Source organism: Devosia sp., assembly GCF_041917035.1.
In the GTDB taxonomy this organism is placed as follows: domain Bacteria; phylum Pseudomonadota; class Alphaproteobacteria; order Rhizobiales; family Devosiaceae; genus Devosia_A.
In genome coordinates this window covers 17421-29063 of sequence record NZ_JAYRYM010000020.1, presented here as the reverse complement: position 1 = coordinate 29063, position 11643 = coordinate 17421, and the positions used below count along the sequence as shown (strand labels likewise).

Sequence of the window (11643 nt, the reverse complement as noted above, 5' to 3'; positions counted from 1 at the left end):
GGTGCGCCGCAGTCCCGCGACTGGGCGTTCGAGTATGCCGCCGAGATCAGGCCGGCCAAGGCCGGCGAGCAGCGCAAGCGCTACGAGGATCGCTACTACAGCTGGCTGAGGACGGAGCGCCATGCCTCCTCGCGCGGCCGCTACGCCACGATGAGCGAGCACATCGGCGCCGACCTGGGCACCCTCGAGGCCACTTTCCGCTCCATCTGCGCCGTCGGCGAGATCGACCGCCAGCGCGCCGTGGCGGCGGCGAGCATCGAGGGGCTGGAGCGCGAGGTGCTGCGCGACGAGGCCGAGCGCGAGGCGGAGAACCAGGCCCATGTCGAGCACTTCGTGCGGGCGCTGGCCTACCGCTACGAAGCCTACAGTTATGCGCTCGACCGCCTGCTGGTGGAGACCCCGCACGAGGGGGCGGTGATCGTCGACGGGCGGCTCAGCGAACTCGCCGCCTGGGTCGACCGGGCCGAGGCCGGGGATTTCTGTTCCGCCGGCTGGCATCCGGACGATGCCGGCGGCGAAGCCCTGCCGTCTCGTGTCCTGCTCGACGTGCGGGACGAAGGCACGATCCGCAAGTAGGCCTCAGCCGTCGAGATTGCTGCAGCGCAGCCCGGCGAGGGCCTTCTCGTAGCGCACGCGCATGGCCGGGTGCGGCGGCGCGAGGCGTACCAGCACCATCAGTTCGTCGGTCTGGGACTCGACGACCAGCAGTCCCTCGGCGATGTCGAGCTGCTGCTGGGCGAGCAGGCGGGTCTGCGCGGCGTTGAACAGGCCGATGTCGAGTGTCGTGCCGACGCCGTCGCGATTGGTCGTCGAGTAGACCACCGTGCCCATCCGGTTGTAGACGGCGACCGACCAGAACGCCTGCGGCAGCGTACCGGCCACCGTGCCGGGACCGTTGCGCAGGTCGAGCCGGCAGACGGCGTAGGCGAGTTCGGGATCGAGGCGCAGGCTGTTGGGCTGGTCGGGCCGGGCGGCCGGCAGCACGTAGGGACCGTTGCCCTCGCCCAGGGCCGCCACCTGATCCCACGCCACGGTCGGCGACAGCGCGGGCAGGGCGAGGATGACGGCGATGTGGATGATGCCTCCCAGCACCACCCCGGCGACCGCCCAGAGCAGCGTGCGGATCATGCGCAGCCCTCGCGGATGATCGCCGGCAGGCTGGCAATGCCGCCGCCGACGCTCGGCGTGTCGTAGAGCGTGAGGACCAGCTCGAAGGCGCCGTCCCCAGTGATCTCCACCCAGTTCTGCGGCGCCAGCGTCCGGCTCACGTGGAGCGCGAAGGACCCGTCGCCGGCCCGGCTCAGGCGGGTGCTGATGAAGGCGAGCGGACCGTCGGGGCGTGCGATGGGAATGCCGTTGACCGGCGCCACCGGCACCAGCGTCCAGAACCGCGCCGCGGGCGTCGTTCCGTCGATGCGGTAGCGGCAGGCCCGGTCGAGCCCGCGGTTGTCGCTGTCGGTCCTGGCGATGAACTGCAGGCCCTCGCTGGCGCCGAGTTCGAGCCCGCCGGTGCGCGCGATATAGGCGCGCGTATAGGGATCCGGGCTCGGCACGCCGACATCGCGCCAGGCCTGCCAGGGACCGATCTCGATGGCGCCGACCAGCCGGCCATCGGAGAGCGCGTACCAGGACAGGCCGAAGCCCAGGGTCAGGGCCACCCCGATCATCAGTCCCAGATGCAGGAGGAAGCGCAACGGCTACAGCGCCTCGACGGAAGGTCGGGCGGGCAGCGTCGACAGCACGGCCTGTCCGGCGGGCGGCTCCGGGGACAGCGCGCCGAGCGCATCGCGCAGCCGATCGGCGACCTCGAGCAGCTTGCGCGCGGCCTCCGGCTTCAGCCCCGGCGGGCGTTCCGGCTGGGTCGCCTCCACCGTCGGCTCGGCCGAGGCGATGACGAAGGGCGCCGGCTCGAAATCGACGCCGGACACCGGCTTGATCTCGATATTGGTGTGGGCATAGGCCATGAACTTCTGCCAGGCGATGGTCGGCAGGGTGCCGCCGGTGAGGTTCTTTGTCGGGCGGTAGTCGTCGTTGCCGAACCACACCGCGGCGACATAGTTGCCGGTGAAGCCGCAGAACCAGGCATCGCGATACGATGAGGTGGTGCCGGTCTTGCCGACCGACGGCACGCCCTCGATCAGCGCCCGCCGCCCGGTGCCGTGCTCGACCACGGCCCGCAGCATGCGGTTCATGTAGGTGACGGTCCGCTCGCTCACCAGCCGCTCGCGCGGCGCGTCGACATCCGCCTCGTAGACGAGATCGCCGCCGAGCGTGTTGATGCGGGTGATGCCGAAGGCCGTGGCCCTGTAGCCGTCATTGGCGAACACGGCGTAGGACGAGGTCATGTCGATGACGCTGACCGAGGCGGCGCCGAGCGCCAGCGACCGGGTCACCGGGAAATCGTTGGTGAGGCCGATCTTGTGGGCGAAATCGGCAATGGGCTGCCGTCCGGTCTTTATCGAGAGATTGACCGGGACGGTGTTGATCGACTGCTGGAAGGCCGAAATCAGGCTGATCCGCCCGACCGAGTTGCCCGAGTAGTTCTTCGGGCACCAGTTGCCGATGCACTGCGTCGCGCCACTCACCACCGTGTCGGGATCGTATTCGGGGATCAGTTCGAACGTGGTGGCGTAGTCGAACAGCTTAAACGCCGAACCGGGCTGCCGGTTCGGCACGATGGCCCGGTTGAACTGGCTCTTGCCATAGTCCATGCCGCCGACCATGGCGCGGATGGCCCCGTTCGGCTCGGTCACCACCATGGCCGCCTCGGAGACGTTGAAGGCCTCGCCCTGTTCGCGCACCACCGAGGTCACCGCGTCCTCGGCGTAGGACTGCAGAACCGGATCGATGGTGGTCCGCACCACGAAGCTGTTCGAGCGCGTGTCGCTTTCGGCGATGATCTTCTTGGTCTGCTCGAAGGCGTAGTCGAGGAAGTGGTTGGGCGAGTTGAGCTCGGCCGACCGGTCGACCGGTACCGCAGGGTTGCGCCGCGCCGCGGTGACCTGCCCCTCGGTCAGAAAGCCGGCATCCACCATGCGGCTGAGCACCACATTGGCGCGGCCGCGCGCCGCCGCCAGATCGACATGCGGGGCGTACTTGGTCGGTGCCTTGAACAGGCCGGCGAGCATGGCCGCCTCGGCCAAGGTGACGTCGGTGATCCGCTTGCCGAAGTAGAACTCGGCGGCCGCCGCGGCGCCGAAATTGCCGCCACCCATGTAGGCGCGGTCGAAATAGAGCTTGAGGATCTCGTCCTTCGTGTAGTGCCACTCGAGCCACACCGAAAGGTAGGCTTCCTTGATCTTGCGCTCGAGGGTGCGCTCGTTGGAGAGGAACAGGTTCTTGGCAAGCTGCTGGGTGATCGAGGAGCCGCCCTGCAGCGAGCCCTCGCCCTGGGCGTTCGAGAGCAGCGCGCGCAGGGTCCCGAACACGTCGATGCCGAAGTGCCGGTAGAAGTGCTGGTCCTCCGTGGCGAGCGTTGCGCGGACGAAATAGTCCGGCAGCTTGTCGAGCGGATAGGAATCGTCGGAACGGATGCCGCGCCGACCCACCTCGTTGCCGTAGCGATCGAGGAAGGTGACGGAGATATCCTCCGCCTTGTTGAACCGGCCCGAGGCGGTTGCATCGAAGGCGGGCAGCGCGAGGCCGGTGACCAGCACCATGCCGATGGCCGCAAAGCTCAGCCCGTCCGACAGGATTTCGACGAAGAATCGCTTGAAACCGGAGATGCGGAAGCGCGAGAAGAAGTCCTCGACATTGGTGTAGCCGCGCCCCACCGATTGCCAGAAGTCATAGAGCGCCGAGTCGAGCCAGGCGTCGGCCGCGAGGAGCCGGGTTTTCTTGCGGCGCTTCTCTTTGTGGTAGAACGGATCCTGCACCGCATCACTCCGTGCCTGCCCCACACTGGAATCTCGACAATCCGGCGCGCCTTGGCAAGGCTGTCGCTCGAATATGATCACCGGCAGATTTGCGCAAGCGTCTTGCCCGCCAAAGGGAACGGCAATGGCCTTCTGGGACGACAAGACGCTCGAAGAGATGACCGTGGAGGAGTGGGAGGCGCTGTGCGACGGCTGCGGCCGCTGCTGCCTGATGAAGCTCGAGGACGAGGACACCGGCGACATCTACGTCTCCGACGTCCACTGCCGGCTGCTCGACGGGCAGAGCTGTCGCTGCTCGGACTACCCGAACCGGCTCGCCAAGGTGCCCGACTGCATCAAGCTGACGCCCGAGAACGTGCGCACCATCGCCTGGATCCCGGTGACCTGCGCCTATCGCCGCATCGCCGAGGGGAGGGGGCTGGCCTGGTGGCACCCGCTGGTCTCGGGCGATCCGCAGACGGTCGTCGACGTCGGCGTGTCGGTCCGCGGCCGGACGGTGTCCGAACTCGATGTCAGGCCCGGCCAGTGGGAGGACCACGTCGCCGACTGGCCCAACTGGGAGCCACCCGAGACGATCTGAGGGTCAGGCGCCGGCGAACCTCGCAGCAGCACGTATCGATCGCATGAGCGAGCCTTAATTGGTTCTTAGGTAGAACGATTTAGGGTCCGAGATGGACGCAGAGCATCAACACCGGGTTCGCCCCCGGACCGACAAGACACGGATGCCAGGAGGCACCGCCTGCGATGACTACGTCCAATGCCGAAGACGCCAAGACTCTCGAGGAGCGCCTGAACTTCATCGGGCTCGACGCCGGCGCCCTGACCGACCTGCGCGGCGTGACCGCGATCCTCGAGCGGCATCTCGACCCGGCGCTTGCCAAGTTCTACGGCAAGCTCGCCACCGTCCCGGCCGTCGCGCGCTTCTTCGATGGCCAGCCGCAGATGCAGCGGGCCCAGGGCAAGCAGAACACCCACTGGCGGGCCATCGCAGAAGGCCGCTTCGACGGCGACTATCTCGAATCGAGCCGCAAGGTCGGCGAGCGGCACGCCAAGATCGGGCTCGAGCCGCGCTGGTATATCGGCGGCTACGGACTGATCGTCGAGACCCTGGTGCGCGGCCTCGTCACCGACATGCTGGCCGAGTGGGCCGCCGCCGAGAAGCCGGGACTGTTCGGCCGCCGGCCGGAGACGGCCGAGATCGCCGACCGGATGAGCCGTGCCCTCGCCGCCATGAGCAAGGCGGTGATGATGGACATCGACGTCGCCGTGACGGTCTATTTCGACCGCATGAGCGCCGAGGCCGCCGAACGCGACCGGATCGCCAAGGCCAAGGTCGAGCGCGTGGTCGACCTGACCGGCGAGGTGCTCAAGCAGGTGGCGGAAGGCAACCTTACGGCCCGCATCGAGGCCGAGTACGAACCCGAGTTCGACAAGATCAAGCACGACACCAACGCCGTCGCCGACCGGCTCGAGGCGATCGTGCAGCAATTGCGCGGCACCTCGAACTCGCTGCGCACCGCGACCGGAGAGATTCTCGCCGGAGCCAACGACCTGGCCGACCGGACGACCCGGCAGGCGGCGACCGTCGAGGAGACGTCCGCCTCGATGGAGCAATTGCTCCATACCGTGACCGAGAACGCCCAGCGCGCCGACGAGGCGAGCCTCAAGGCGCAGGCGGCATCGAACCTCGCCTCCGAGGGCGGCAGGGTGATGACCGACGCCAACGGGGCGATGGAGCGCATCACCGCGTCGTCGGGCAAGATCTCCAACATCATCGGCATGATCGACGACATCGCCTTCCAGACCAACCTGCTCGCCCTCAATGCCTCGGTCGAGGCGGCGCGGGCCGGCGAGGCCGGCAAGGGCTTCGCGGTCGTCGCCATCGAGGTGCGGCGACTGGCGCAATCGGCGGCCGTGGCCTCGAGCGAGGTCAAGGCGCTGATCGAACAGTCGGCGAGCGAAGTCACCGGCGGCACGCGTCTCGTCGCCGAGGCGGCCAGCAAGCTGGCGCGCATCGTCCAGGCGGTGCAGGAGAACGGCGCGCTGATGGCAGAGATCGCCCAGGGCAGCGGCAGCCAGACCGAGGCGATCGGCGAGATCACCGCCGCGGTGCGCCAGATGGACGAGATCACCCAGCACAATGCCGCCCTGGTCGAGGAGATCAACGCCGCCATCGAGCAGACCGAGGCGCAGGCCAACGAACTCGACGGCCTCGTCGAGCGATTCACCGTCTCGGGCGGCATGCAGGCGCAGCGTCGGAGGCAGCGTGCCGCCTGACCGTCGGCCTCGCGCCAGCAAGTCGCGTCGGTGGCCGGCGCGGCGTGGACTTGTGCGTCAAAGAGCCGCAAACAAGTTCGCCGTTATGTGCACGTTACCACTGCTTAACGGCCGCCTTGCGATAGCTGGAAGACCGCGCGTCGGGCCGGCCTAAGTGGCTTTGCCGCGTGGCATTTTCATGCCCGGGGCAATTTTCATGACGATCGTTTCCGAACGTAGCGATATCAAGCAGATCGAGAGCCTGGAGGATCGGCTGGCCTTCATCGGCCTGGATGCCGCACGCCGCGAGGAGCTGGCGCGCATCCGTCCGCAGCTCGAGCGCCACCTGCCCGAGGCGCTGGCGCGCTTCTACGACCATCTCGCCTCCGTGCCGGAAGTGGCGGCATTCTTCGCCGGCCGCCCGCAGATGGACCGGGCCAAGACCCGCCAGCTCGGCCATTGGGAGTCGATCGCCGCGGGTCGCTTCGACAGCCAGTACCTTGCCTCGAGCCAGCTGGTGGGCGAGCGCCACGCCAAGATCGGGCTCGAACCGCGCTGGTATATCGGGGGCTATGCGCTGATCCTCGAAGACCTGATCCGCGGCCTCTTCGCCGACCTGCCCGCCGCGGACGCGAAACGAGGCTGGCCGTTCGGACCGCCGCCGAACGCGGCGCGCAACGAGGCCGTGGCGGCCATGCCGGACGCCCTCGCGGCGCTGATCAAGGCGGTGTTCATCGACATGGACATCGCGGTCTCGGTGTACTTCCGGCGACTCACCGAGGAAGCGGCGGCCCGCGACCGCGCCGCCAAGGACAGCATCAACCGCGCGGTGCAGCTCACCGGGGAGACGCTGCGCCGGCTTGCCGCCGGAGACCTGTCCGCCCGCATCGAGGCGGCGTTCGAACCCGAGTTCGATGCCGTCAAGCGCGACACCAATGCGGTGGCGGAGCGGCTCGAGGCCATCATCACGCAACTGGGCGGCACCTGCACGGCGCTGCGGGATGCGACGAGCGACATCCTCGGGGGCGCCACCGACCTGTCCGAGCGCAGCACCCGCCAGGCGGCGACGATCGAAGAGACCTCCGCGGCGATGGAGCAGTTGCTCACCACGGTCGTCGCCAATGCCAAGAGCGCCGAGGCGGCGAGCGACAGCGCCCGCGCCGTGACCGAGGCGGCCGAGGCCGGGGCCGACACCATGGCCGCGGCCAACGCGGCGATGAGCCGGATCTCGTCAGCCTCCGAGAAGATCGCACAGATCATCGGCCTGATCGACGATGTCGCCTTCCAGACCAACCTGCTGGCGCTGAATGCCTCGGTCGAGGCGGCCCGTGCCGGAGAGGCGGGCAAGGGCTTCGCCGTGGTTGCGGTCGAGGTGAGGCGGCTGGCACAGAGCGCCGCCAATGCCTCTCGCGATGTCAAGGAACTGATCGAGCACAGTGCCATCGAAGTGAGGGGCGGCGCCGGCCTTGTTGCCGCCGCGGCCGAACAGCTGGGCCAGATCCGCGCCTCGGTTGCCCTCAACCGGGAGCAGACCAGCCGCATCGCCCAGGCCAGCGCGGAGCAGGCGACGGGCATCGAGGAGGTCAGCGTCGCGGTGCGGCAGATGGACGAGATGACCCAGCACAATGCCGCGCTGGTCGAGCAGCTGAATGCCTCGATCGCCCGCACCGAGCTGGAGGCCCGCGAGCTCGACGGCCTCGTCGGGGCCTTCCACTCGTCGCGCGACGCGTCGCCCGAGCGTCAGCGGCGCCGCGCCTGAGCGACTGATCTCACGTGGAAAGATCGTGATGCCGGGAGACTTATCCCCGCGTCACGGTGGTCTGCTATAGTTCGGGCATGGTCGCAGAATTGCGGTCCGGCGGTGGCGCGACGCCACCCGCAACGATCCCCCGGGGCATCCATGAAGCTGCTGGACGACGATGCCGTCGACTGGGTTGCCGTGGCCGGGGATCTGGAAGCGGGAAGCATGACGTACACCACGCTGTGCCGCACCTACCGCATCAGCCGGCGGCAGCTCGAGCGTCGTATCCGCAGCGGCAAGTGGCCGACACCGGAACGCGATGACGCCCGCGACCTGGCGCTGCGCATCGACGCGCTCTACACGGCGCTCGAAGTCCTGACCGAACGACTGACCGAGGTGGACATGACATTGGATATCGACAGGCGAGCAGTCGTGCTGGGCCGGCTCGCGACGACGCTCGCCCAGCTGAACAGGCTCGAGGGCCGCGCCGGGGCCCGCCAGAACACGCCGCGCCAGAGCAAGGAACTCGAGGAGCTGAGGAACAGGATCGCCAAGCGGCTGGAGGCGCTGGGCGTCAGCGCATGACGGCCGCCGGGCTGGTCGAGCCGCTGAGCCTCGACGATTGCCTGCAGATCGGCCGCTGGTGGTGGCTCTGGGCCCGCGACGAGCAGAAGCCGCCCGAGGGCGACTGGACCACCTGGCTGCTGCTCGGCGGGCGCGGCTCGGGCAAGACCCGGGCCGGTGCCGAGTGGGTGCGCGGCCTCGCCGCCGCCGGCGTCTCGCCGATCGCCATCGTCGGCGCCAGCATGATCGAGGCCATGCAGGTGATGGTCGGCGGGCCGAGCGGCATCCTGGTGAGCAGCTCCGACGAGGAACGGCCGCGCCTTGTCGGGCAGCGCCTCCTCTGGCCGGGCGGCGCCGAGGGCCTGGTGCTGGGCGCCGGCGATCCGGAGCGGTTCCGCGGACCCCAGTTCGCCGCCGCCTGGTGCGACGAAGTGGGCAAGTGGCGCAAGCCCGCCGCCACCTGGGACATGCTGCAGTTCGGCCTCAGGCTGGGCGACCGGCCGCGCCAGCTGGTGACGACGACGCCGCGCGCCACTCGGCTGATCCGGCGGCTCATGGCAGAACCGACGACGGTGGTGACGCGCATGCCGACCGAAGCCAACCGGGACAACCTGGCGCACGCCTTTCTCGGCGCGGTGGTGGCCCGCTATGCCGGTTCGGTGCTGGGGCGGCAGGAACTGGGCGGCGAACTGATCGAGGATCGCGCCGACGCCTTGTGGACGCGGGCGATGTTCCGGCAGCCGGAGGGCAGCGACTACGGGCGGACGGTGGTGGCGATCGATCCGCCGGCGACCGGCGGCAAGGCCTCCGACGCCTGCGGCATCGTCGTCGCCTCCCGCATCGGCGAGGACGCTGTGGTGCGCGCCGACCTGAGCTTCGGCCCGGCGGCACCCGAGGCCTGGGCGCGGCGGGCGGTGGCGGCCTTCCACGAGTATGCCGCCGATTGCATCGTCGCCGAGGTCAACCAGGGCGGCGACATGGTGGCGACGATCATCGCCCAGGCCGACCCGGAGGTGCCGGTCCGCTCGGTGCGGGCCCGGCGCGGCAAGTGGCTCAGGGCCGAACCGGTGGCGGCGCTCTACGGCAATGGCCGGGTGGCGCACCTCGCCGGACTCACCGCGCTCGAGGACGAGATGTGCGCCTTCGGGCCGGACGGGCTGAGCGACGGACACTCGCCCGACCGCGTGGATGCGCTGGTCTGGGCGCTGACCGAGCTGCTGCTGACGCACGCCGAGCTGAGGGTCAGGGGGATCTAGGTAAAGGGGTTGAGCAGGCGGACGCCGGTGTGGGTGAAGTGCCCGGTGTTGCGCGTGACCAAGGTCAGGTCGTGAACGATCGCGGTGGCCGCGATGAGGTGATCGGCAAGTTCGACCGTTCGTTCTGCGGCGAACGACGCGGCAACGAGGGCGATCTCGGCAGTGACCGGAAGCATTCTATTGGCGTAGCCCGGCCGAAGGCTGGTGTCGAACCAGTCTCTCAGCAGCGCCGCTTCAGGACGCCGCCGCTTCTCCGCGGCTACGATGCCGCGAGCGATCTCGTGCAGTGTGATGACTGAGATGAAGACCTGTCCTTCGAGAAGGGACTGGGACCACGATTTGACGCCAGGGTTTGCACGCGCTGCTTTGCGCAGCTCTGAGACGATGTTGGTGTCGATGAGGACGCTCAATCGTCGAACCCGAAGTCGACGGGTCTGGCCTTGCCGGGGGCGCGCTCGAACTCGAAGTCGAAGTCGGCCTCTGGCCGGGTGTCAGCCAGCGACTCATAGAGGGTGCGGGGTGTCCCGACCAGTCTGGAATAGGTCTCGTAGGTCATCAGGACGTGCGCAGGGTGTCCGCGGTCGGTGATGATCACTGGCCCGGCGCTCGAGGCGGTCTTTGCCTTTCCCAGTTTGTGGTTGAACTCGCGGCTGGTCATCGTGGTGGCGTGGGGCAGGGTGCCCCTGGTCGGAGCGTTCATGGCGGCCTCCGTCGCGCAATGTAGCAACGTTACTACATCCGGGTTCGCCCGGTCAAATTCAAGGGAACACCGATGCCCAAATGGTTCACCCGCCTCGCCGGCGGCGCCACGGTGGCTGCCGAGACGAAAGCCGGCGGGCCGCAGACCTTGATGCAGCTGACGGCACTGGGGGAGCCCAGCTGGAGCCGGCGGGGGTTCGTCAGCCTGGCCAGCGCCGGGTATCTGAGGAACCCGGTGGTGCATCGCTGCGTGCGGCTGATCGCCGAGACGGCCAACAGCGTCCCGCTGGTGGTCGAGGACGGCACGCGGCGGCTGAGCGAGCATCCGCTGCTCTCGCTGCTGGCGCGGCCGAACCGGCGGCTTTCGGGCTCGGAGTTCCTCGCCGAGGTCTATGCCTACCTGCAGACGGCAGGGAACGCCTATCTCGAGGCCGGGCTGGTGGACGGCGAGGTCAGGGCGCTCTACACCCTGCGGCCCGACCGGGTGAAGGTGGTGCCGGGGCGCGACGGCTACCCCGCCGCCTACACCTACAGCGCCGGCGGGCGGACGCGGCAGCTGTCGCTGGAGCCGCGTCCCGTACCGGAACTGCTGCACCTGGCGCTGTTCCACCCGCTCGACGACCACTACGGCATGGCCCCGCTCGAGGCGGCGCAGCAGAGCCTCGACATCCACAATGCCGCATCCGCCTGGAACAAGGCGCTGCTCGACAACGCGGCGCGGCCCTCGGGCGCGCTGGTCTATTCCTCGGAGGCCGGCAACCTCACCGAGAGCCAGTTCCGCCGGCTCAAGGACGAGCTGGAGGCGGGCTTCCAGGGCGCCGCCAATGCCGGCCGGCCGATGGTGCTGGAAGGCGGGCTCGACTGGAAGGCGATGGCGCTGACGCCGCAGGAAATGGACTTCATGGAGCTGAAGCACGCCGCGGCGCGCGAGATCGCGCTGGCCTTCGGCGTGCCGCCGATGCTGCTCGGCATCCCCGGCGACAACACCTATGCCAATTATGTCGAGGCCAACCGCGCGCTGTGGCGACAGACGCTGATCCCGCTGGTCAGACGCGTGGCGGACGATCTGAGCTTCTGGCTGGCGCCGGCTTTCGGCGGGGTACGGCTGAGGCCGGATTTCGACGCGGTGGAGGCGCTGGCCGAGGACCGCGCGGCGCTGTGGGAGCGGGTGGGCAAGGCTGAGTTCCTGAGCGACGAAGAGAAGCGGAGGATGCTGGGGGTGGGGTGATGGTGGCGGGGACAGCCAATCGCC

Annotated in this window: 12 protein-coding genes; 7 read left to right on the top strand and 5 right to left on the bottom strand. The window is 68.9% G+C overall.

Annotation, left to right across the window (positions count from 1 at the left end; all coding sequences use genetic code 11):
• Positions 1 to 576: hypothetical protein (locus ACE3TU_RS04250; RefSeq protein WP_374620629.1), on the top strand; the 576-nt coding region annotated here is incomplete at its 5' end.
• Positions 577 to 579: 3 nt separating this feature from the next.
• Here the strand turns inward: ACE3TU_RS04250 and ACE3TU_RS04245 are convergent.
• Genes ACE3TU_RS04245 through ACE3TU_RS04235 form a run of 3 tightly spaced genes read right to left on the bottom strand, consistent with a single transcriptional unit; the run spans position 580 to position 3875 of the window.
• Positions 580 to 1128 (bottom strand): hypothetical protein, encoded by a 549-nt coding sequence (locus tag ACE3TU_RS04245; RefSeq protein ID WP_374620626.1) that lies wholly within the window; start codon positions 1126 to 1128, stop codon positions 580 to 582.
• The gene (locus ACE3TU_RS04240) at positions 1125 to 1694 is read right to left on the bottom strand and encodes a DUF1214 domain-containing protein (protein WP_374620623.1); all 570 of its coding nucleotides are present in this window, start codon (positions 1692 to 1694) and stop codon (positions 1125 to 1127) included. Before ACE3TU_RS04240 ends, ACE3TU_RS04245 begins: the two co-directional genes overlap by 4 nt.
• A gap of 3 nt (positions 1695 to 1697) precedes the next feature.
• Entirely contained in the window at positions 1698 to 3875 is a 2178-nt protein-coding gene (locus tag ACE3TU_RS04235) for a transglycosylase domain-containing protein (protein WP_374620620.1), read from the bottom strand.
• 73 nt (positions 3876 to 3948) lie between these two features.
• Between ACE3TU_RS04235 and ACE3TU_RS04230 the strand changes: the two genes are divergently transcribed.
• The 5 genes from ACE3TU_RS04230 to ACE3TU_RS04210 all read left to right on the top strand — a co-directional run bounded on the left by ACE3TU_RS04230 (position 3949) and on the right by ACE3TU_RS04210 (position 9692).
• The gene (locus ACE3TU_RS04230; RefSeq protein ID WP_374620617.1) at positions 3949 to 4455 is read left to right on the top strand and encodes a YcgN family cysteine cluster protein; all 507 of its coding nucleotides are present in this window, start codon (positions 3949 to 3951) and stop codon (positions 4453 to 4455) included.
• A 164-nt stretch (positions 4456 to 4619) separates the two neighbouring features.
• Positions 4620 to 6152 (top strand): methyl-accepting chemotaxis protein, encoded by a 1533-nt coding sequence (locus ACE3TU_RS04225; RefSeq protein WP_374620614.1) that lies wholly within the window; start codon positions 4620 to 4622, stop codon positions 6150 to 6152.
• Positions 6153 to 6348: 196 nt separating this feature from the next.
• Entirely contained in the window at positions 6349 to 7890 is a 1542-nt protein-coding gene (locus ACE3TU_RS04220) for a protoglobin domain-containing protein (RefSeq protein ID WP_374620611.1), read from the top strand.
• A gap of 141 nt (positions 7891 to 8031) precedes the next feature.
• Complete coding sequence (locus ACE3TU_RS04215; protein WP_374620608.1) at positions 8032 to 8457, top strand: hypothetical protein; 426 nt, start codon at positions 8032 to 8034, stop codon at positions 8455 to 8457.
• Complete coding sequence (locus tag ACE3TU_RS04210) at positions 8454 to 9692, top strand: DNA-packaging protein (RefSeq protein ID WP_374620605.1); 1239 nt, start codon at positions 8454 to 8456, stop codon at positions 9690 to 9692. Before ACE3TU_RS04215 ends, ACE3TU_RS04210 begins: the two co-directional genes overlap by 4 nt.
• Here ACE3TU_RS04210 and ACE3TU_RS04205 read toward each other — a convergent pair.
• Both ACE3TU_RS04205 and ACE3TU_RS04200 read right to left on the bottom strand, forming a co-directional pair.
• Complete coding sequence (locus ACE3TU_RS04205) at positions 9689 to 10102, bottom strand: type II toxin-antitoxin system VapC family toxin (protein WP_374620602.1); 414 nt, start codon at positions 10100 to 10102, stop codon at positions 9689 to 9691. The genes ACE3TU_RS04210 and ACE3TU_RS04205 overlap by 4 nt on opposite strands.
• Positions 10099 to 10392, bottom strand: a complete 294-nt coding sequence (locus ACE3TU_RS04200; RefSeq protein ID WP_374620599.1) for a type II toxin-antitoxin system Phd/YefM family antitoxin — start codon at positions 10390 to 10392, stop codon at positions 10099 to 10101. Before ACE3TU_RS04200 ends, ACE3TU_RS04205 begins: the two co-directional genes overlap by 4 nt.
• Positions 10393 to 10464: 72 nt before the next feature.
• Here ACE3TU_RS04200 and ACE3TU_RS04195 point away from each other — a divergent pair, with 72 nt between their 5' ends.
• Positions 10465 to 11619 (top strand): phage portal protein, encoded by a 1155-nt coding sequence (locus ACE3TU_RS04195; protein ID WP_374620596.1) that lies wholly within the window; start codon positions 10465 to 10467, stop codon positions 11617 to 11619.
• The last annotated feature ends 24 nt before the right edge of the window (positions 11620 to 11643 follow it).